General features: G+C 36.7%; 19 protein-coding genes. 9 read left to right on the forward strand and 10 right to left on the reverse strand.

Going from position 1 to position 21,547, the window contains the following annotated elements:
- The first annotated feature begins 1 nt into the window (after position 1).
- The 5 genes from uppS to murI all read left to right on the forward strand — a co-directional run bounded on the left by uppS (position 2) and on the right by murI (position 5,642).
- On the forward strand, positions 2-739 hold the full coding sequence (gene uppS, locus L1I30_RS00570; RefSeq protein ID WP_236132302.1) for an undecaprenyl pyrophosphate synthase: 738 nt from the start codon (positions 2-4) through the stop codon (positions 737-739).
- Positions 672-3,383 (forward strand): outer membrane protein assembly factor BamA, encoded by a 2,712-nt coding sequence (gene bamA / locus L1I30_RS00575; protein WP_236132303.1) that lies wholly within the window; start codon positions 672-674, stop codon positions 3,381-3,383. The genes uppS and bamA overlap by 68 nt, the downstream gene beginning before the upstream one ends.
- A 31-nt stretch (positions 3,384-3,414) precedes the next feature.
- Positions 3,415-4,233 (forward strand): OmpH/Skp family outer membrane protein, encoded by an 819-nt coding sequence (locus tag L1I30_RS00580; protein ID WP_236132304.1) that lies wholly within the window; start codon positions 3,415-3,417, stop codon positions 4,231-4,233.
- Positions 4,234-4,277: 44 nt separating this feature from the next.
- The gene (locus tag L1I30_RS00585) at positions 4,278-4,787 is read left to right on the forward strand and encodes an OmpH/Skp family outer membrane protein (protein WP_236132305.1); all 510 of its coding nucleotides are present in this window, start codon (positions 4,278-4,280) and stop codon (positions 4,785-4,787) included.
- Positions 4,788-4,853: 66 nt separating this feature from the next.
- Entirely contained in the window at positions 4,854-5,642 is a 789-nt protein-coding gene (gene murI / locus L1I30_RS00590; protein ID WP_236132306.1) for a glutamate racemase, read from the forward strand.
- Here murI and L1I30_RS00595 read toward each other — a convergent pair.
- Entirely contained in the window at positions 5,639-6,637 is a 999-nt protein-coding gene (locus tag L1I30_RS00595; RefSeq protein WP_236132307.1) for a PorP/SprF family type IX secretion system membrane protein, read from the reverse strand. The two genes, murI and L1I30_RS00595, sit on opposite strands and share 4 nt — an antisense overlap.
- A 154-nt stretch (positions 6,638-6,791) precedes the next feature.
- Here L1I30_RS00595 and L1I30_RS00600 point away from each other — a divergent pair, with 154 nt between their 5' ends.
- Complete coding sequence (locus L1I30_RS00600) at positions 6,792-7,718, forward strand: NifU family protein (protein WP_236132308.1); 927 nt, start codon at positions 6,792-6,794, stop codon at positions 7,716-7,718.
- Positions 7,719-7,798: 80 nt separating this feature from the next.
- Here L1I30_RS00600 and L1I30_RS00605 read toward each other — a convergent pair whose 3' ends face one another.
- Positions 7,799-10,063, reverse strand: coding sequence for an inorganic phosphate transporter (locus L1I30_RS00605; RefSeq protein WP_236132309.1), 2,265 nt, complete (start codon positions 10,061-10,063; stop codon positions 7,799-7,801).
- A gap of 171 nt (positions 10,064-10,234) precedes the next feature.
- Between L1I30_RS00605 and L1I30_RS00610 the strand changes: the two genes are divergently transcribed.
- From L1I30_RS00610 to L1I30_RS00620, 3 genes are all read left to right on the forward strand, one after another.
- Entirely contained in the window at positions 10,235-10,435 is a 201-nt protein-coding gene (locus tag L1I30_RS00610; protein ID WP_236132310.1) for a dodecin family protein, read from the forward strand.
- Between the two features lie 101 nt (positions 10,436-10,536).
- A complete protein-coding gene (locus L1I30_RS00615; protein WP_236132311.1) occupies positions 10,537-12,585 on the forward strand; it encodes a thioredoxin domain-containing protein in 2,049 nt (682 codons plus the stop codon).
- A 61-nt stretch (positions 12,586-12,646) separates the two neighbouring features.
- Positions 12,647-13,501, forward strand: a complete 855-nt coding sequence (locus L1I30_RS00620; protein ID WP_236132312.1) for a mechanosensitive ion channel family protein — start codon at positions 12,647-12,649, stop codon at positions 13,499-13,501.
- On the opposite strand, the gene tsaB is transcribed toward L1I30_RS00620, so the two are convergent.
- The 8 genes from tsaB to L1I30_RS00660 form a co-directional block, all read right to left on the reverse strand.
- Positions 13,502-14,158: a tRNA (adenosine(37)-N6)-threonylcarbamoyltransferase complex dimerization subunit type 1 TsaB gene (gene tsaB / locus L1I30_RS00625; RefSeq protein WP_236132313.1), complete on the reverse strand. Its 657-nt coding sequence runs from the start codon at positions 14,156-14,158 to the stop codon at positions 13,502-13,504.
- Positions 14,159-14,173: 15 nt separating this feature from the next.
- Complete coding sequence (locus tag L1I30_RS00630; protein ID WP_236132314.1) at positions 14,174-15,439, reverse strand: efflux RND transporter periplasmic adaptor subunit; 1,266 nt, start codon at positions 15,437-15,439, stop codon at positions 14,174-14,176.
- Positions 15,440-15,442: 3 nt separating this feature from the next.
- On the reverse strand, positions 15,443-16,777 hold the full coding sequence (locus tag L1I30_RS00635; RefSeq protein WP_236132315.1) for a TolC family protein: 1,335 nt from the start codon (positions 16,775-16,777) through the stop codon (positions 15,443-15,445).
- A gap of 60 nt (positions 16,778-16,837) precedes the next feature.
- A complete protein-coding gene (locus tag L1I30_RS00640; protein ID WP_236132316.1) occupies positions 16,838-17,956 on the reverse strand; it encodes an efflux RND transporter periplasmic adaptor subunit in 1,119 nt (372 codons plus the stop codon).
- Between the two features lie 26 nt (positions 17,957-17,982).
- The gene (locus L1I30_RS00645; RefSeq protein ID WP_236132317.1) at positions 17,983-19,248 is read right to left on the reverse strand and encodes an ABC transporter permease; all 1,266 of its coding nucleotides are present in this window, start codon (positions 19,246-19,248) and stop codon (positions 17,983-17,985) included.
- A gap of 1 nt (position 19,249) precedes the next feature.
- Positions 19,250-20,497, reverse strand: coding sequence for an ABC transporter permease (locus tag L1I30_RS00650; protein ID WP_236132318.1), 1,248 nt, complete (start codon positions 20,495-20,497; stop codon positions 19,250-19,252).
- Positions 20,490-21,191 (reverse strand): ABC transporter ATP-binding protein, encoded by a 702-nt coding sequence (locus L1I30_RS00655; protein ID WP_236132319.1) that lies wholly within the window; start codon positions 21,189-21,191, stop codon positions 20,490-20,492. The genes L1I30_RS00650 and L1I30_RS00655 overlap by 8 nt, the downstream gene beginning before the upstream one ends.
- Before the next feature lie 120 nt (positions 21,192-21,311).
- Positions 21,312-21,539: a CAMCR motif-containing small membrane protein gene (locus L1I30_RS00660; RefSeq protein WP_236132320.1), complete on the reverse strand. Its 228-nt coding sequence runs from the start codon at positions 21,537-21,539 to the stop codon at positions 21,312-21,314.
- Positions 21,540-21,547 lie beyond the last annotated feature (8 nt).

Below are 21,547 nucleotides of genomic sequence, written 5' to 3' on the forward strand. Positions count from 1 at the left end.
AATGTTCAAAGAAAAAATTAACCTCAAAGCACTTCCCAAACATATTGCCATTATTATGGATGGAAATGGCAGGTGGGCGAAACAAAAAGGCCTATTGAGAGCATTTGGACATGAAGAGGGCACAAAGGCGGTACGCGACGTAGTTGAAGCCAGTGCAGAATTAGGAGTTGAAAACCTCACTTTATATGCGTTTTCTACAGAAAACTGGAATCGCCCGAAGCTGGAGGTAGACACTCTTATGCGTTTATTGGTCTCTTCTCTAAAAAAGGAAATCAAAACTCTTTCAGAAAATAACATTAAGTTAAATGCAATAGGCAACATACATAACCTGCCTAAAAAAGCACAGAAAGAACTTGCTGAGGTTATCAAGAAAACAGAGACCAATTCCAGAATGACCCTCACATTAGCGCTTAGTTACGGCTCTCGAGAAGAAATTGTGCAAGCCGTTAAGAATATTAGCGAAAAAGTAAAAAATAACGAAATAAGTGTTGATGCGGTTGATGAATCAATTATAAATCAGCATCTTTACACCCAAAATTTACCCGATGTAGATTTGCTTATCCGAACTAGTGGCGAACAGCGGATAAGCAATTTTTTGCTTTGGCAAATAGCCTATTCGGAATTATATTTTACCAATATTTTATGGCCGGATTTCCGAAAAGAAAATCTATTTGAAGCCATTTATAATTATCAAACCAGAGAAAGAAGATTTGGAAAAACCAGTGAACAAATTAGTTAGTGCAGGATTGTCGTTAAAGTGTTTCACGCTTTTGGCATGTTGTTTATTGTATAGCGCAGCATTTCAGGCGCAAGATTTACCCATTGGTAATGGGCAAAAATATACTATCGGAAAAATAGAAGTTACAGGTACGGTTAGCTATAATGAGCAAACTGTAATTGCATATACCGGGTTAAAAACCGGAGAAGAAGTTTTTATCCCGGGTGACCGCATTAGTAAAGTACTTAAGAAATTATGGGATCTAGGCCTGTTTAGTGATATCAATTTTTACATCACTAATATTGATGGAAATGTTGCCGACCTAGAACTTGAAATCCAAGAAGTACCGCAACTCGCAGAGATTCGTATTCAGGGTATCAAGAAAAAAAGCGCTCAGGAAGAACTTATCAAGGAAAACAACCTGACTCCCGGTACTAAAGTTACCGAAAACCTTATTACCACTACTAAAAACTATATTCAAAACAAATATAGAAAAGATGGATATTTTAACACCAAAGTAGCCATTAACACTACCGCTGTGGTAGATACTGCCAACACCAATAAAGTGAATATGGTGGTAAATATCGATCGTGGTGAAAAGGTTAAAATCGAGGAGATCGATTTTGTAGGCAATGAACAATTTAGCGACTCAAAGCTTAAAAAAGCTATGAGCAGCACTAAGGAAAAGAACTTCTTTAGATTCTGGAAACGTTCCAAATATATAGCTGCTGAATATGACGAGGACAAGGTAAAACTTATCGACAAATACAAAGAAAAAGGATTTAGAGATGCCCGTATTATTTCGGACACTTTGATCAAAAAAGAAAACAATGAAATTGCACTTCGCATAAATGTTGAAGAAGGAAGAAAGCATTATATAGGAAATATAGATTTTATAGGAAATACTGTTTATAGCGATGAACAACTTAAAAGAGTTGTAGGAATTAATAAAGGCGCTGTATATAATGGAGTTTTACTCGAAAAAAGAATTGCCGATGCTTCAGATCCCGATGCACAAGACCTTTCTAACCTATATAAAAATAACGGATATTTATTTGCTCAGGTTAATACGGTTGAAACCAAAGTTTATAATGACACTATTGATTTTGAAATAAGAATTATTGAGGGAAAAGAGGCTTATTTCAATACTATTAGTGTTGTGGGCAACGACAAGACAAAAGATCATGTTATCTACCGAGAACTAAGAACCAAACCAGGGCAGAAGTACAGTCAGACCAACGTTATTAGAACCATTAGAGAATTAGGGCAATTAGGATTTTTTGATGCTGAGCAAATCTCTCCAAATTTTAAAAACGTAAACCCTGATGCCGGAACACTAGATATGGAATATAGTGTTGCTGAAGCCGGGGCTAGTCAAATAGAGCTGCAAGGAGGTTACGGTGGTGGAGGTTTTATTGGAACCTTGGGACTATCTTTCAACAATTTCTCATTGGCAGGGATCTTTGATAAGGATGCATACAAACCCTTACCTATGGGTGACGGACAAAAGCTTTCTTTAAGAGCTCAGGCAAGTACCTATTACCAAACCTATAGCTTATCGTTCGTAGAGCCATGGTTAGGAGGCGTTAAACCAGTTAGTCTATCTACTTCCTTCTCGTACACCAGACAATTTTTATACGATTACCAATCCAGAAGACCTGATAAATCTAAGAGCTTTGATATATTAGGAGTAAATGTAGGTCTAGCAAAAAGGTTGAACTGGCCTGATGACTTTTTCACCTTATCACAAGCAGTTGGATTCCAACGTTATGATTTAAACAATTACACCACCGGATTATTTACATTTGGAAATGGATTTTCTAATAATTTAACTTACACCATTGGCTTAAGCAGAAACAGTTTAAGAATTAATCCTATTTTCCCTACTGGAGGATCAGAATTCAATGTGATCGCTAAATTCACCCCTCCTTATTCCCTGTGGAATGGAGTGGATTATAATGATCTTGAGAATCAAAATGAATTTCAATTAAAAGATGATAGTGGAAACCTTATAAATCGTGATGGTACCAGATTAAGAACAGGCGACGAACCAGTTGGGGATCAATCTAAAATAGATCAGGAAAAGTTTAAGTGGTTAGAATTTTACAAAGTGAAATTTGATGCTTCTTGGTATAATACACTTTTCAACTTTGGTCCAAAAAGTCCTTTAGTTTTGAAAACTCACATGGAATACGGTTTCCTTGGAGCTTATAATAGCGACAGAGGAATCCCTCCTTTCGAGCGTTTTTATGTGGGTGGAGATGGACTAGGATCTTACAGCCTAGATGGTCGTGAAAGCATCGCCTTAAGAGGTTATCCTAATCAATCAATTGTACCGCTGGACAGAAGTGGTTTAAGTCAGGCTTCTAACGAAGATGGAGCAGTTATTTATAATAAATACTCTTTAGAACTTAGATATCCAATCACACTTAAACCAATGGCATCTATTTATGCCCTGACGTTCTTAGAAGCAGGAGCATCTTACGATAACTTCAGAGATTTCAACCCATTCCAATTAAACCGATCAGCAGGTGCGGGTATCCGTATTTACATGCCGCAGTTTGGATTATTAGGAATTGATTTTGGATATGGTTTCGATCCAGTTCCAGGACAATCTACACCTAACGGCTGGGAAACTCACTTTATAATCGGACAGCAATTTTAGATTTGGCACGATTATTTCTAATAGCAAACATATGAAACGCCGACTTCCTTTTTTACTGGTATTTTTTATAGGTCTTGGATTATCAGTTCAAGCCCAGAAACCTAATAGAATTGCATATATAGATATGGAATATATATTAGCTAATGTACCGGAATATCAGGAAGCCTCAGCTCAATTAGAAGAACGCGTTCAGTCATGGAAGAACGAATTAGAAAGTGATCTAAAAAAGGTTGCTTCCATGAAATTAGAATTAGACCAGGAACGTCCTCTTCTTACTAAAGAGCTTATTGAAGAAAGAGAAGCAACTATCGCTTTTGAAGAATCAAAGATATCAGAATACCAGCAGAAAAGATTTGGTCCTAATGGTGATTTAATCCTTCAGAAAAAGCAATTGATAAAGCCTATACAAGACCAGGTTTTCAATGCGATTCAGGAAATAGGTGTTCAAAGAAATTATGATTTCATTTTCGATAGAACCTCAGATGTAGCTATGGTTTTTTCCGCAGAAAGGCATAATATTAGCGAGCAGGTTTTAAGAAGTATTACACGAGCTTCCAAAAGAGAGCAACTTTCTTCCCGAGGAGAGATTAAAGAAATGGAGATAGAAGAAAGCCGAAGTGTAGAAGAGGATAAAGAAATAAGTGAGAAAAAGCAGGCGGCTGAAGCTGCTCAAAATGAAAGAGAAGCATTTATTGAAGCTCGCAAGGCAGAAAGAGATTCTATTAGAGCTGCAAAACAGCAAGCATTTGATGAACGCCGTGCAAAGATACTTGCCGATAGACAACGCAAAAAAGACTCTATCGACGAGGTTAAAAGACTTAAAAGAGAAGAGAATAACAACCCTAATTAATAATAATTCAAACGTTTAACACTTTAACATTAAATACAATTAAAATGAAACAATTCAGAACACTACTTATAGCCGTAGCTTTAACTTTAGGAGCAACTGCTTTTACAAATGCGCAATCAAAGATCGCTCACATTGCATCTCAGGAGTTAGTGGAAACTATGCCTGCTTATAAAGAAGCTATGACACAATTAGAAAAACTTCAGAAGACATATGACGCAGAGATTAGAGATATGATGACTGAAGCTCAAAAAACAATGCAACGTTACGAATCTGAAGCTCCTACAAAAACAGAAGAAGAAAACGCTAAGAGAGCTCAAGAATTACAGAGTACTCAGAGAAGAATTCAGGAACACGGACAAAAAGCTCAACAAGATCTTCAAAAGAAAGAACTTGATCTTTTAAAGCCGGTTTACGAAAAAGCTCGTGTATCTATTCAAAAAGTAGCAAGAGCTAAAGGATATGATTATGTATTAGATTCTTCAAACGGATCTGGTGTAATCATGGCTGATGGGTTTAACCTTATGGCTGATGTAAAGAAAGATCTAGGAATGTAATAATTCCTTAAAATAATATTTAAAAAACTGCGCTCTAATTAGGGCGCAGTTTTTATTTTTACATATATGAATAACTTAGATCCCATCGGTTTTTTTGATTCTGGAATTGGCGGCACTTCCATATGGAAAGAAGTAATAAGCCTTTTACCTCATGAAAACAGTATCTATCTTGCTGATAGCAAGAATGCTCCTTATGGAGAAAAACCCATTGAAGAGATTATAGCTCTAAGCAATAAAAACACAGACAAGTTGCTTGAAATGGGTTGTAAGATGGTGGTAGTAGCCTGCAATACCGCCACAACGAATGCAATTAAAGTGTTACGCTCCAGTTATACTATTCCATTTATTGGAATAGAGCCGGCAATTAAACCCGCAGCGCTGAATTCTAAAACTAAATCAATAGGTATACTTGCTACAAAAGGCACTTTATCTAGCAAATTATTCCATAAAACCTCTGAACTATATTCCGGGGAGATTACCATTACCGAAGTAGTGGGAAATGGTTTGGTCACTTTAATAGAACAGGGCAAGCAGGACTCTGAAGAAATTAAGTATTTATTAATAAAGTTGCTGCAACCTATGATCGATGCTAAAATAGATTACCTGGTATTAGGATGCAGTCATTACCCCTATTTATTAACTGTTCTCAAAAGAATACTGCCCGACAATGTTCAAATTATAGACTCTGGAGAAGCTGTGGCCAGACAAACTAAGAAAGTGCTGGAAGACTTACACTTACTAAACACCTCATCTGCCAAAGGCAGCCATAAACTTTTTAGCAACTCGAATCCCGAAGTGCTTCGGAAATTACTAGATACTGCCGGGAACTGCCTTATAGAGCACCTCGACTTCTAATTGATGGCCGGGCATTCACACTCGTACCTTTCCCTATTCTCTCCAAAGTTATAGCCAAGTGTAATTTGATGAAACCCACTATTGCTTAAAACCAAAGAATTCATTTGGTAGGAATATGTATAAGCAAATAAAAATTTATTATACTCAAAACCTACAAAGGGTGTTAAATATTGAAGTTTCTGATTTTTAATCTCGGTTCCATCTGTTGTATATTCTGCGCCTTCAAAGCTTCTTCTATAAGATAATCCGCCCCAAAGATCTCCTAACTCCATATTTTTATAAACCTTAATATTGGCATCAATAGATTTTTCCCCTGTTTGCTCTCTTAACTGGAACATTACCGAAGGCTCAAAACTGTAGGAACTTTTCAATTTATGAATAGTGTAACCTGTAGAAAACAGGTACTTACGCTGATTACTAGGTACAGCATCTGAATAAAATAATTCTCTGTTAACCGAAAGTATATTTTTTGCTGTTATATGAGCAAAGAAATCAAGGTAGTAGTAAGACATTCCCAAATCGATATTCCCATAATAATCTGTTACATCGTCACCGTTAATTACGGGATCAAAGCCAGTGAAACCGCTTTCATCTAAACTATGCTGAATTATGCCTGCACTTACTCCGAAGGAAAACTGATTTAAATCTAATTCGCTTCTAGAAAGCAATAAATGATATGCAAACGTACCATACAAACCTCTTTTCGAATAATTCCCATTTTGATCGTTAAACATTATAACGCCCAAACCTATCTTCTCTCCCATCCTTGCATTCACACTTAAGGTTTGTAAGCTAGGCGCATCTTCTACGTCAAACCACTGCTGTCTAGCTGTAATCCTAATTTTATTAAAGTTTGCGGCTCCGGCCATTGAAGGATGGAGTAAATATAAATTATCGGTTAGGTAATCGCTATAAGTGGGGATAACCTCTTGGGCATTAGAAGAAAAAGAATTCAATAAGCCCAATAACAATATTCCTATAACACCTACTCTCATGGAAATTATATACTTTATAAAAAGGGAAACAATCCCGATAGCCCCAAAAAACATTTGAAAGATAGAAAAAACTGATCATTAAACCTTTAAGATCAATTACAAATATATAGATTAGCCTAGTTTGTTTTAGTAATTTTGCACAAAATAAGAAAAGATGAATTCCTTTACAGTAAACATACAACTAACCAGCAATCCTGCCATAGTTAAGTTTGAAACCAATCAGTTTCTAACAAGACATGAAAGCTTTGAGTTTAAAAATATCGAGGAGGCTGCAAAATCGCCTATTGCTCAACAATTGTTTTATCTCCCATTTGTTAAGACTGTTTTTATTGCTCAAAATTTTATAGCCATTGAAAAATATAATATTGTTGAATGGCCCGATGTACAGGAAGAAGTAGCGGAGCAATTAAGTGCAGCTCTTAATAAAGGAATAGAGATTCTAAAAGAAACTGAAGTAACCACATCTTCAAAAAAGGTACCGGTAACTGTATACGCCGAGAGCACACCTAATCCTTCGGTAATGAAATTTGTGGCCAATAAAAAATTGGTGATCGCTGCTGCCGAATTTAAAAATATTGATGCAACTGCTAATGCTCCATTAGCTAGAAAGTTATTCAACTTCCCCTTTATTAAAGAGATCTTTATTGACGAAAACTATATTTCAATTAATAAATATGAAGTGGCTCAATGGGAAGAGATCACATTAGAATTACGAGAATTTATAACACAATATCTTCAGGAAGGAAATGAAGTGCTTATAAATGAAACCATTGAAGAGAAAAAGGCTGATCAAGTTCCACAATCAAATGGGATCGAAGTAAAAAGGCCTGAAAATCTGGATGATGTATCCAATCAGGTTATAGATATATTAGAAGAATATATAAAACCTGCCGTTGCTAGCGATGGAGGTAATATTATGTTCGATTCCTATAATGCCGAAACCAAAACAGTAAAAGTTATCCTGCAAGGAGCCTGCAGTGGCTGCCCTTCCTCAACCGCCACTCTTAAGAATGGCATAGAGACCATGATGCGTGACATGCTTCATGGAAAAGTAAATTACGTTGAAGCTGTAAATGGATAATTAACCTGGTATAATTACATAAAAAACCCGCTGTGAACAAATTGTTTACAGCGGGTTTTTTTTATGGTACGTACTGAACTTTAAAATGTTTGTTTTGCTTCTTTATTAAATTCCTGAAATAACTGTAGCAAACTCATTGTAGAAGAAATAAGATCCTTTATTTCCAAAAGAAGTCCAAAGTAGAGCTTGGTATTCTTAGGGCTAGTTTCAGAGGTTCTAATACGATTTATTTGCTTTTGTATCAAATCGGAAACATGATCCTGAAGCTGCTGCTTATCAGCGATAATACCATCTATGGTACTAAAACTATGAGTATCAAAAATTGATTTTATCTCATCGAACAGAATTTGCATTTTATCATCGATGCCTTTTAAATCACGGATCTGATTGAATTTTAGATTTTTATGATTATTATGGACGTGATTGTAACTGTTTCGTGTAATAAAGGCTATAGACTGTACCATATCCTGTAAATGATCTAGAATTAAAATATAGAATTTACTGGCTTCTACAGAATCATCATCCAAAGATTTAATAAAATAGAAGATATTTCCTTTTAATTCATCGATATCGGCCTCCAGTTTATCTATTGCTTTGCTGTTCTTCTTAAGTTTATTTAGATCGTGATATCCAAGATTATCTACTGTCTTCGTAAACATCTTATTTATACCGCTTATTACGTTGGAGATATTCTGGGAAGTTTCAACCGTGATCTCATTAATGGTAATGATATCGCTTCTATTATAACGTTTCTGCTTCTTCTCCTCCTTTATTTTTCTGGAATGTACGATGGCGCTTCTTACAATTAATATTACAGCCAGAAGAACCAATGCTCCTACCGCTATTATTCCACCGTAATAAATAATAACAGCAAACAAGGCAGCTGCGAAAAATGCCACCAAAGCAGTAACAAACCATCCTCCTACTACATTAAGCACCCCTGCAACCCTATAAACCGCACTATCTCTATCCCACGCCCTATCGGCCAGAGATGTTCCCATAGCCACCATAAAGGTTACATACGTAGTAGATAATGGTAATTTAAGGTTTGTTGCGATAGATATAAGAATACTGGCAACCACTAGATTAACCGATGCTCGCACCATATCAAATGAGGGGGCATCCAATCTCTTACTTTCTACGGTTATTTCCTGCTTTTCAAATTTCCTATCTATTTTTCTAGCAAGAGAATTTGGTATAATAGAGTCGAATATACCGCTTACAACTATTGAATATCTTACAAGACTTCGCGAGATGAAATTTGGTTCAAATCGCTCGTCCCCTCCTCTTTGTCTTCCTAAGTTGATCTCAGTATCGGTAACCTTCATAGCCTTACTGGAAAACCATAAAGTAATCACCATTATCAATCCTGCTATAATAAGCAGAAAAACTGGTGTTTTAACTTCCTGGCCTAAACCTACCATCAGTAATTCTGAGGGAAGAACCCCCGTAGCCTGATGTGCTGTCTGCCAAATTTCAAAAGACTGCCATGCGGCAATAGGAACCCCTATAAAATTCACCAGGTCGTTCCCTGCAAAGGCCAGTGCCAGAGCAAAAGTTCCAATTACAATAATAATTTTTAGGATGTTCACTTTAAAGAAACTTATAAGCAACTGTGATAATGCCGCAAACACCACAAGGCTTATTATAACGATCAGGAAAGAATTATTAGATACATAGTCTGAAAATCCTTCCGGAATTATCGAGATACTTTTCAAGCCTTTCAAAAGAATAAAATATAAGATAGCGGTTAGGGAGATCCCTCCAAAAATAGCTCCTACATATTTTAATTTCTTTTCATACTTAAAAGTGAAGATAAGCCTGGAAAAATATTGAATTATCGCTCCTAAAGTAAATGCTATTACCACCGAAAGCAGGATACCAATAATAATTTCTGTGGCTTTGGACGTGTTGATATATTGAAAAATAGTACCATAATCTCCGGAACCATGATAGATCTTAAGTAGAGACATGCACACGGCTGCACCTAAAAGCTCGAAAACAATAGAGACGGTGGTAGATGTGGGCAGGCCTATAGAGTTAAAGAAATCTAACAAGAGAATATCGGCTATCATCACCGCCATGAAAATAATCATGATCTCTTCAAAATAGAATTTTCCAGGAACAAATATTCCTTCCCGCGCAACTTCCATTAAACCACTTGAAAAAATTGCACCTACTGCTACACCTAAACTGGCAACTATTAAAATTGTTCTAACCGGCACTGCCTTAGAACCAATTGCTGAATTCAAGAAATTTACTGCATCATTACTAACTCCTACTACCAAATCGGTTATAGCCAAAGCGAATAATGCAACAAGCATTAACGTATAAACATCTTCCATACGGGATAAAATCTGACTTGCAAAAGTGAGTTATTTTTCTCTAAAAAGTTCATTCGTAAGGTTATCAAAACTTTAAGAACTTTTGATTTAACATCTGTTTATTATTCTTGGAATATATTTTTCGTAATTTAAGATGATTAAATGCATATTAACTAACAAACCTAAAAAATTATGTCTGTAATTAAAGTTATTGAAGTAATGGCTAATTCCAGCAAAAGCTGGGAGGAAGCTACTCAAAATGCCGTAAAACATGCTGCAAGATCTGTAAAAAACATCAAATCGGTATATGTCAATGAACAATCGGCCTTGGTAACCGGTGAAAATGTCACAGAATACCGTGTGAATGTAAAGATTTCTTTTGTAGTCGACTAACTTCCACCTCATTTGATCCGGCTGAATTATTCGTTTATCAACAAATAATTCAGCCGTTTTATTTTTATTAATCCTATTATAGCCCTACTAAAAAACGTATAATGGAAACCCCAGTCAATAAACTCATACACGAAACCAGTCCGTATCTTCTTCAGCATGCTAATAACCCCGTGCAATGGTATGCATGGAATGACGAAAGCCTAAATGAAGCAAAAAAAAGTGGAAAGCTTATAGTGATAAGTATTGGATACGCGGCTTGCCATTGGTGCCATGTTATGGAACATGAAAGTTTTGAAAACGAAGAGGTGGCAGAAGTGATGAATACGCATTTCATAAACATTAAAGTAGACAGAGAAGAACGCCCCGATGTAGATCAGGCTTATATGAATGCGGTGCAAATAATGACTGGAAGTGGCGGTTGGCCTATGAATGTTATTGCATTACCCGACGGACGACCTGTCTGGGGCGGAACCTACTTTAAAAAAGACCAATGGATAAAATCCCTGAATCAGGTTGCGAATCTCTATAAAACCGACCCTGATACTTTATATGAATACGCCAATAAACTGGAAGCGGGTTTAAAGCAAATGCAGTTAATTCCAGAAAATGAAAGTGAACAGGATTTTTCAAAAAATGATTTTAAGCCTATTCTTAAAAAATGGAAAACCCGTTTTGATTTGGAATACGGAGGAGACAGAAGAGCTCCAAAATTTGTGATCCCGTCTAATTTTGAATTTCTTTTAAGGTATGCTACTCAGAAAAATGACACTGACCTCTTTGACTATGTGCAACATAGCCTGACAAAGATTTCGTTTGGCGGAATTTACGATCATGTGGAAGGCGGATTTTCGAGATATGCTGTAGACGACATATGGCATGTGCCCCATTTTGAAAAAATGCTATATGATAACGGGCAGTTAATGAGCCTTTATAGCAATGCGTACGCCTCAACAAATAATTCGTGGTTTAAAGAACTTATCCTTCAAAGTTTGAATTTCATAGAGAATAAGCTTACAAATAAAACTACCGGAGCCTTTTATGCCTCACTTGATGCCGACAGTTTGAATAAAGATCATCAATTGGAAGAAGGCGCTTTCTACGTTTGGAGCATTGGAGAATTGAAAGGTCACCTTAAGGAAGATTTCAACGTATTCTCATCATATTATAACATCAATCCCTTTGGGAAATGGGAACACGATAAATACGTTCTTATCAGGACGAAGACAGATGAGGAAGTTGCACTACAATTTGATATGCCTTTAGAAACACTTCAACAAAAAAAGAAGAACTGGCTCAAAATCCTTAATGAAAAAAGAGAAGTACGAGATAAGCCCCGATTAGACGATAAACAAATCACCTCTTGGAATGCCCTCATGTTAAATGGATATGTTAATGCTTATAAGAAGTTAAGCCAGGAAAAACATTTAAAAACAGCCATCAAAAATGCGCATTTTATTGCCGATAATTTGATCCAGAAAAATGGAAGTCTGCATCATTCATATAAAGGTAATAGCAGTAAAATTAATGGTTATTTAGAAGATTATGCCTTAGTTATAGAAGCCTTCCTCAATTTATACGAGGTAAGTTTAGATAAAAAATGGTTGGAACTTTCCCATTCGTTAATTGAATATTCCATTCATCATTTTTATGATCCAGAGCAAATGCTCTTCTATTTTACTTCAAATGAAGATGCCCCCCTAATCACCCGAAATATGGAATATAACGATAATGTGATTCCTTCTTCTAATTCGGTGATGGGTAAGAACCTATTCAAGCTATCTAAATACTTTGAGGAATCTCGCTATTTGGATATGGCATACGGTATGTTAAAAAAAATAGATGGACAAATAGCATCGTACCCTCAGGGATATTCAAACTGGATGGAATTGAAAATGAATTTCACCCATCCTTATTTTGAAATAGTTGTTGTGGGGGAAAACGCATTTCAAATTATCCAGGAATTAAATAAATTATATCTGCCTAATATTTTAATTGACGGCGCGGTAAAAGAAGACAACAGGCCTCTTACTAAAAATCGCTATATACAAGGCAAAACTCTTATCTACGCCTGTATAAATGGAAGTTGCCAGCTTCCGGTGACCACAATCCCCGATTTACTTGGTATTATTCAAGCATTTAACAAAACTTAAACATCGAATATTCTTTATTTTTTAACAAAATCATTCAATTTGCAAAAAAGAATATAGATACATGGAATATTTAAACAATTGGGAAGAATACGCAAAAGAGTATTCAGATAAATTTATAGACTTCTTACCAAGTTTGCTTTACGCCATTTTCCTACTGATTTTCGGATTATGGATTATTAGGATCTTATTGAAGTACATTCAGAAATTCTTCGAAAAGAAAGATTATGATGTCACTTTAGAAAAATTTGTACTTAGCCTTACCAATTGGACTTTAAAAATCATCCTATTTATATTGGTAATCACCAAACTGGGAGTAGAGACAACTTCACTTGTCGCCATTATTGGTGCTGCAGGTTTAGCAATTGGACTTGCCTTACAGGGGTCTCTCTCAAACTTCGCGGGAGGTGTGCTCATAATAGTGCTAAAACCATTTAAAGTAGGAGATTTCATTGAGGCACAAGGAGTTTCTGGAACGGTGAAAGAAACTTCTTTATTCTATACAAAATTGACCACCTTCGGAAATCAGTTAGCCGTTATCCCGAATGGCCAATTAACTAACGACAACATTATAAATTATACTGTAGAAGGTAAACGTAAAGATGCCATTACCATTGGTATATCTTACGATAGTGATATCAAACTTGCCAAAGATATTTTAATGAAGTTGATGGAAGAACAGGAAGGTATTTTTGAAGACCCGGCACCACAGGTAGTAGTAACCGAATTGGCAGATAGCGCAGTTAACCTTTCGGCCAGATTCTGGGCTTACAACGATGATTTCTGGGGATGCCATTGGTATACTATTGAAGAGGCTAAAACCAGATTAGAAGCTGCAGGAATTGGAATTCCATTCCCTCAACGAGATGTTCACTTCTATAATCATTCAGAAAAGGAAAAGATAGAGACCGGAAAGTAATTACCCGGCAATAAAATCTTTTAAATAAAAAGGTTCAAAATAAGCGACATCTTCAAAGTCACTTATTTTGAACTTTTTTGTTGCTAGCGGCCCCATTTCCCGAGCCGACGGCAATTTATCTTTTACGAAGTATGCGTGAGGATGCGTGCAAATTTCACTAAACTTCTCAACCCCGCTTCCTATAAAATATACAGGTTCTTGATCTAGAAATTCTTTAAATGAATCCTCTTGAAGAATGATTGCTGCTGTTTCCTGCACCTGATTTCTCTCGGCATCAAATACTCCCGCATACACTTCCATTCTTCTGGCATCCAGCATAGGAATTACCATTGCCTTTACATCTACTTGATATCCCAGCGCCGTTAGCGTAGGAACTGATATTAATGGAATATCATGGGAAAAGCATAATCCTTTTGCTGCCGATACGCCAATTCGCAATCCTGTATAAGATCCAGGACCTTTGCTAACTGCAATAGCGTCCAAATCTTCTAATTTAATATTATTATCAACTAGCACTTCCTCTATAAACAAATGTAACCTTTCTGCATGCGAATAATTAAGGTTATAATCCTCCTTTACTGAAAGGACCTTCCCATCTACACTTACCGCTACCGAACAATTAGTAGAGGCTGTTTCTATACAAAGTATTTTAGGCAAAATTGATTGTTTTAGTTATTCAGAGGTCTTTTCTTCTTTCATAAGACTAACCTCATCACCATTTTTCAAGCTCTTAGTTACCGTATTATAAGGTCCAGTTATAACCGTCTCTCCTTCTTTCAACCCTGTTAAGATTTCGATATTCCTATCGTCCTGTACCCCGGTTGTAACAACGCGCAATTTAGCACGATTTCCGTCCTTAACAAAGACCGTTTCAAATTTTTGATCGGCACTTACAGTTACCTGTTTAGAGCCATTCGAACTAGTATCATTTTTTATAACAATAGCGCTTATTGGCACCCCTACTACATTCATTTTCTTTCTGGTAATTATATCTACCGTTGCAGTCATTCCCGGTCTAAACGGAGAATAATTCTCAGGCTTTCCTTCCAACAAATCAGCATAAGAAGATTCTAAGATTCTAACTTTCACCTTGAAGTTAGTTACCTGATCGGCAGTAAGACCTTCAATAGCTGAATTTGATATCTCTGTAACCACTCCCTTAAATTCTCGTTTCAGGTAGGCATCAACCTCTACATTGGTAGAATCGCCAACACTTACTTTAACGATATCATTTTCGTTCACATCAACTTCCACTTCCATATTTGCCAGGTTAGCAACACGAAGGATCTCGGTTCCTGCCATTTGTTGGGTTCCCACAACTCTTTCCCCTAATTCCACATCTAGCTTAGAGATAGTACCTCTCATAGGCGCATAAATAGTGGTTCTTGCCAGGTTATCTGTCGCCTCGGTCACTGTAGCAGCAGCACTTTGCACTTGATAATAGGCAGAGTTCTTAGCAGCTTCAGAAGTTTCATAAGAAGCTACAATCTTGTCCCACTCTGCTTTAGAGATAACACCTTTATCAAAAAGGGTTTTATTTCTCTCAAAATTAGATTTCGCCTCCTTTAAACCGGCCTGTGCTTGCGCATACCCGGCTTGAGAATTTTGTAAAGTTGCTCTGGATCGTTGTAAACTTGACTGATAGATATCAGGGTTAATACGTACCAAAAGATCTCCTTTTTCTACCAGCTGCCCTTCAACTATAGGAAGTTCAATAATCTCTCCCGAAACTTCAGACGACAGCTTCACCTCGATTTCCGGCTGAATCTTACCTGTAGCAGCCACAGTTTCAATAATATTTATTGGCTGAATTTCAGTGATTTCTATTTCTTTCACATTCGCTGAAGACCCAAACCAACCGGCTTTTTTACCTACAACCAATAATACAATAAGCGCAACAGCAATTACACCAATAATAAGAAGTGTTTTTTTCTTCATGTTCTAAAATTTAAGATCGGTTACCGGAATTCCAAAGTATAACTCAATCACTTTTAATTTAAATATATAATCGTATTTAGTTCTAATTACTTCTGTTTGCGCATTCTCGTAACGAGATTTGGCCTGGCTGAAATCGAAAGCATTGGTAAGCCCAACATCAAATCTATCGGTGGCATAAGAATATGCCTGCTCTTGTGCATCTAATGCAATCTGTGCCGACTCATAGGCCTTTAAAGCTCCCTGCGCATCAACGTATGCCTGATACACATTTGCTTCCAGATCAAGTTCTGCCTGCTCCAATCTATAGTTTGCTCTATCAACATTTATCTGACTACGTTTTACCTGATTTCTGGTTGAAAATCCATTTAAAATGGGAATGTTTAACTGAAGACCATAAGAGGTTCCATCATTTTCGTAAAGCTGAGTTGTGAAATCTCTATTAAAAGCATCATTATCGGCATATCGAGTGTTATAATTGTAGAAGGCTGATAGTGTTGGCAAATAAGAACCTTTGGCTATTTCCACATCTTTTTCAGCAATATTTCTATTCTCTTCAGCAATCTTTATTTCATATCGCTCTTCTTTAGCTTTTGAAACTAATTCCTGAGGCGATCTTGCCAAGATCTCCATCCCGCTTACAGAATATTCGTCTTCTACGATATCAAAATTCTCATAATCCTTTATTAAAAGGGTTTGCGCCAGGGATATAAGTGAAATTCTGATCGTGTTTTCAGCAACAATTATACGTTGTTGTTCATTAGCGTTGGTAGCCTGAATTTCCAATAAATCCCCCTTTGGAAGTGAGCCAGCATCTACAAGATCCTGAGTTCTACTCATTTGGTTCCTGGTCACTTCATTTTGAGATACCAGAACCTCCAAATTCTTTTTATTGAATAGTACTTGTAAATAGGCATTGGCTACAAATAAAGCAATATCATCTTTCATCAGTTCTAATGAATACTGACTTGACAATTGGGCTAATTTAGACCGCTGTAGCTGACGAAAATTACGCAACCCGTCGAATAAAGTTAGGGAAGCACTTGCGCCACTTGAAAAAGAAGTAAAACGCGTATTCTCAAAACGGTTATTGGTTGGATTAATACTTAACCCACCACTACTCGATAAGTTGGTTTGAACATTTATAGAGGGAAGAAAATTACCAATAGCATCTGATTGGTCTATTTTCGACGCTTCCAAATCCAGTTCAGATTGTTTAATTGAAATATTATTTTCCAATGCATACATCACACATTCCTGAAGGCTCCATTTTTTTTCCTGAGCCTGTAAGCTGATCCCTGCAATAAAAAATGAGAAAGCAAGTAAAATTGTTTTTTTCATAATATTGATTGTGAAAGATAAGTCTAACAAAATTGAAAGTTGTTACAAATAAGGCTAAAACTAGTTGCTAGCGAAGTCCTCTGCTGGCTTCACTTGATTCCAGATCTTTATTTTATCGTCTTTAGTAATTCCATTTAGCACCTCAACATAGATCCCGTCACTCACTCCCAATTCCAAATCTTTTCGCTCAAATTGCTGATCTCCATTTTGAACTTCCACATAAGGCTGTTGTGTTTTAGGATCGAATTGAACTAAAGCTTCTTTTATAGCTAGTACATCTTCGGCCCTGGCAAGAATTATAGAGGCATTAGCGCTTAAACCTGCTCGAATAAAAATGGTATCAGCTTTTTTAAGCGTTCCTTTTATTTCGAACTGAATTGCTCCATTTTCACTAACCCCTTTTGGCGCGATATAATCCAATACTGCATCAAAAGTCTTATTTTCAATGGCTCCCACCGTAATTTCTAAAGGCAGATTCTCCTTTATTTTTCCCACTTCGCTCTCATCAACTTTTCCTTCAAAAATCATTTTGTTTACATCGGCCAATGTTGCCAGTGTAGTACCATCATTAAAGTTATTGCTTTCAATAACCTGATTCCCGGTCTTCACAGGCACATCTAACACCATCCCCTCGATGGTAGATCTAATCATGGTATTGGCTGCACTTCCTAATCCGCTGGTAGTTCCCGTACGAACTATCTCAAAATTTTGTTGAGCCGATCTATAGGCTTGTTGCGCTCTTTTATAGGAAACATCCACATTATCAAAATCGTTGGCAGAGATCACTCCTTTATCGAATAAAGTTTTTTGACGATCGAACATCTTCTTCTCGTTATCCAGATTTATTTTGGCGGTAGTAACTGCGTCTTTAGCACTTTGTAATGAAGATACATTTGGTATCACACGAATCTTGGCAATGGGATCTCCAGCGTTTATATGCTGCCCAGCTTCAATATAGATCTCATCTATAATTCCTGAGATATTTGGCTTAATAAGAACTTCTTCCTTTGGAACGATACTTCCTGTAGCTACCGTTTTCTTCACTATTGTTTGCACTGAAGGAGTTTCGGTTTCGTACACTACAGGGTCTTCCTGATTTTTTTGAAAGAGGTAGTACAAAGCTCCCACGAAAGTGACAGTTATAAGCACCAAAATTATGATTGTGAATGTTTTTTTCATTTCTTGATTATTTATCGTTTTCTAGTTTATTCTGTTCTTAAAGCATCTACAGGTTGTACTTTTATGGCATTTTGTGCGGGGATTAAACCTGCTAACAATCCAGATATTATTAGTATAGACAGGGCCACAAACACCACTCCCAAATCTACACTGGGGTTTGCAAACATCATATCGGATGTATCCATCCCATCTAACTGATAATTGATAATTGCTATTAACCCTGTTGCCAGAGCTATTCCTGCCATCCCTGAAATAATGGTCAGAAAGATAGATTCCATAAGAATTTGTCCGCGAATAGACCACGGGGTTGCTCCTAAGGCTCTGCGCACTCCAATTTCGTTGGTACGCTCTTTCACCACAATTAGCATGATATTGCTTATTCCAATAATTCCCGATAATAAAACCAGAATTCCCACGAAATACGCAACTCCTTTTAATGCTACAAATAAGCCATTTACTTTGCTGAATTCCTGATAGAGATCAAAATTCCCGATGGCCCTGTCATCTTCGGGATGTATGGTATGCCTGGATTTAATAACTTCAAATATCTTATCTTTCAACTCGGTGATAGAAGTTCCATCGTTAGCTGTAATTGCCATCCAACCTACAATATCTCCCATATTAAACGCCTGAGAAAAAGCAGTAAAAGGAACATAGATTTGTTTTTGAGCCTCTTCTGCATCCCCATTATTATTCCCTTTCTTCTTATAGGTGCCTATCACCATAAAATTTACTCCGTTTATCTTGATATAACTTCCAATAACCTCTTCGCCGGTCTCATACATTTCTTTATGTACACCTTCTCCTATAATAGCAACCTTTCGCTTTTCATTTATATCAGAATAATTTATAAATCTCCCTGAAGTAATATCCATAGGTTCCTGTTGAATAACTTCAGGATAATCACCATACACATTGAAAGCTCCCGTTTTAAGACCTCTTACTACATTATTTGCTCCACCGAAGCCTCCTAATTGATTTCGAGGAGAAACAAACCTTAAATCAGGAACATTTTGCTTTATAGCCGTAACATCACCGGTCTTAAAATTATACCTTCTGCCTTTTGGTAAACCTTTGTAGGGTTTAGAAGGAGTTTGCGTCCACATGAACATGGTGTTGGTGGCCATTCCGCCAAAGCCCTGTTTCACACCATTTTCTAGACCTTTGCCTGCAGCAAGAAGAATTACAAGAATAAAAATACCCCATAACACTCCAAAAGCTGTTAAGAGCGTTCTGAACCAGTTCGAGCTCAAAGCTTCAATTATTTCACTCCATTTATCCCTGTTAAACATATTATTCGTCTCTTAAAGCAACAATTGGTTTAATTCTGGCAGCTCTCCATGCGGGGAAAAATCCTGCAAGAGCACCGGCAACTACTAATATTACCACTGTAGTAACAGCTACATTAAAATCTACCGACGGATTGGCAATATATTGGGTTTCAATAAGCGGCCCTACAAACTCCAATAAAGCCAAGCTAAAGATAAGTCCCGTGAAACCCGCAATAGTAGTAACAAAAATTGATTCGTGAAGTACCATCAAAATAATGGATAATGGTTCGGCGCCAAGTGCTTTTCGTATACCAATTTCACGAGTTCTTTCTTTTACAATAATTAGCATGATATTACTAACTCCTACAATGCCAGCTATAATCGTACATATGCCCACTCCCCAAAAGAAAAATTTTATCATATCCATTAAGTCATAAAACCTTTTGGCATTTTCCAAAGAGTTGTTAATACTAACAGCCCTATTATCGTCGGGGGCTATTGTATGCTTATCTTTAAGGTAGGTTTCCAGCTCCTTAGAAAACTTATTTGATGCCGCTAGAGCAGCTTCAAAATTATCTTCTTTTTGTAATGTAAAGGACATATAATTAATATTATTTCCTGCACTAAATACACGTTGAGAAGTAGAAATTGGAATAAACACTCTGGATTCTTCTCGCTCTCCACCCGGATCGGTATATACCCCAATTACCTTAAAATTGATATCCTTTATTTGAACATATTTCCCCAGTGGATCCTCATTATTCTTGAAAAGATCATTTTTAACCTTTCTCCCAAGCACAACCACTTTTTCAAACTTTTGATAGTCGGTATAATTAATAAATCGCCCATTTATCATGTCGGCATTTTCTAGAAATTGATAATCCGGGTATACTCCTTCTACTCTATACGATCCAGATTCCTTTTTGTAATTCACCATACCTCCCCAAATTCTATGCACGGAGGATTTATATTCTAAATTATCAATATTAGCGGCTACCGTATGATTGTAATCTTCATTTTTCATTACGATCCTTCTTCCGGGATTCATACCCTTATACTCCTTTGAGGTAGCACCGGTATAAATGAAAAGGATGTTGGCAGCATCATTCTGAAATTCACTTGAAATCCCATTTCGCATACCTTCCCCTATTCCCAATAGCACGATCAGGATAAATATTCCTGAAGCTACCGAAAGCCCGGTTAAAAACGTACGCAATTTGTTCTTGCTTATTGTTTCAAAAATCTCCTGCCATCGTTCAAGATCAAACATTGCTTAAAGCTCTAATTTGGTTAACTGGAGTATCATCTATTATCAATCCGTCTTTTAAGTTTACTATTCTCTTGGTCATTTGTGCAATATCATGTTCATGAGTTACAACCAGAATAGTCCTGCCTTCATCATTAATTCCCTGAATAAGATCCATCACTTCATAAGAAGTTTTGGTATCTAACGCCCCGGTGGGCTCATCGGCCAATAAGACCTTTGGGTTGGAGGCAAGTGCGCGTGCTATAGCAACTCGTTGTTTTTGACCTCCCGATAATTCATTTGGTAAATGACTTGCCCATTTAGTTAAACCTACTTTTTCGAGATAGCTCATAGCGATATCTATGCGCTCTTTTCGGTTTACTCCTTGGTAATATAATGGCAAAGCCACATTATCTAGGGCACTTTTATAAGAAATAAGATTAAAGGATTGAAAAATGAATCCTAAGAACTTATTTCTATAGCGAGCTGCAATTTTTTCGTTGAGATTTTTTATTGGAAGTCCGTCTAAGGTATAACTCCCGCTATCAGCCTCATCCAACATTCCCAATATATTAAGAAGTGTAGATTTACCGGAACCTGAGGAGCCCATTATCGATACCAGTTCCCCTTCAGCAACACTGAAATTTATGCCCTTAAGAACATGTAGGGAATTACTTCCTATGGAATACGATTTGTGTAAGTCTTTAATTTCAATCATAATAAGGGAATTGGAATACGCGCGAGACCAAATCTCGGCATACCCATAAGACCCTTTTATAAGGCCATTGTTACATGCAACAATGTTAGGAAAATGTTAAATTTAACTGAAAATTAAGATTTATTCAGTGGTCTTTTTCTTTTTGAACATCCTATAAATGAAATAGCCTATGCCTCCCATAAGGATATAAGGGAATACCATTAAAAATAAGATCCCATCATTTATTCCTTTAGCGGTAGACTGTGACCCTTCACTTTCAAGCACAGCTCGGCACATAGCGCACTGTGCTTCTGCCAAAGAAGGCAAGAGTAATAACAACGTTAAAATAAAAATGATTCTATATTTCATAATAATAT

The sequence above is a fragment of the Gillisia lutea genome (assembly GCF_021568705.1).
In the GTDB taxonomy this organism is placed as follows: Bacteria; Bacteroidota; Bacteroidia; order Flavobacteriales; family Flavobacteriaceae; genus Gillisia; species Gillisia lutea.

Coding starts and splice junctions, on each gene's coding strand:
- L1I30_RS00600 (WP_236132308.1), top strand. CDS start 6,792: ATGAATTCCTTTACAGTAAACATACAACTAACCAGCAATCCTGCCATA.
- L1I30_RS00615 (WP_236132311.1), top strand. CDS start 10,537: ATGGAAACCCCAGTCAATAAACTCATACACGAAACCAGTCCGTATCTT.
- L1I30_RS00610 (WP_236132310.1), top strand. CDS start 10,235: ATGTCTGTAATTAAAGTTATTGAAGTAATGGCTAATTCCAGCAAAAGC.
- murI (WP_236132306.1), top strand. CDS start 4,854: ATGAATAACTTAGATCCCATCGGTTTTTTTGATTCTGGAATTGGCGGC.
- L1I30_RS00650 (WP_236132318.1), bottom strand. CDS start 20,497: ATGTTTGATCTTGAACGATGGCAGGAGATTTTTGAAACAATAAGCAAG.
- L1I30_RS00645 (WP_236132317.1), bottom strand. CDS start 19,248: ATGTTTAACAGGGATAAATGGAGTGAAATAATTGAAGCTTTGAGCTCG.
- L1I30_RS00605 (WP_236132309.1), bottom strand. CDS start 10,063: ATGGAAGATGTTTATACGTTAATGCTTGTTGCATTATTCGCTTTGGCT.
- L1I30_RS00630 (WP_236132314.1), bottom strand. CDS start 15,439: ATGAAGAAAAAAACACTTCTTATTATTGGTGTAATTGCTGTTGCGCTT.
- L1I30_RS00635 (WP_236132315.1), bottom strand. CDS start 16,777: ATGAAAAAAACAATTTTACTTGCTTTCTCATTTTTTATTGCAGGGATC.
- L1I30_RS00580 (WP_236132304.1), top strand. CDS start 3,415: ATGAAACGCCGACTTCCTTTTTTACTGGTATTTTTTATAGGTCTTGGA.
- L1I30_RS00655 (WP_236132319.1), bottom strand. CDS start 21,191: ATGATTGAAATTAAAGACTTACACAAATCGTATTCCATAGGAAGTAAT.
- uppS (WP_236132302.1), top strand. CDS start 2: ATGTTCAAAGAAAAAATTAACCTCAAAGCACTTCCCAAACATATTGCC.
- L1I30_RS00620 (WP_236132312.1), top strand. CDS start 12,647: ATGGAATATTTAAACAATTGGGAAGAATACGCAAAAGAGTATTCAGAT.
- L1I30_RS00595 (WP_236132307.1), bottom strand. CDS start 6,637: ATGAGAGTAGGTGTTATAGGAATATTGTTATTGGGCTTATTGAATTCT.
- L1I30_RS00660 (WP_236132320.1), bottom strand. CDS start 21,539: ATGAAATATAGAATCATTTTTATTTTAACGTTGTTATTACTCTTGCCT.
- L1I30_RS00585 (WP_236132305.1), top strand. CDS start 4,278: ATGAAACAATTCAGAACACTACTTATAGCCGTAGCTTTAACTTTAGGA.
- L1I30_RS00640 (WP_236132316.1), bottom strand. CDS start 17,956: ATGAAAAAAACATTCACAATCATAATTTTGGTGCTTATAACTGTCACT.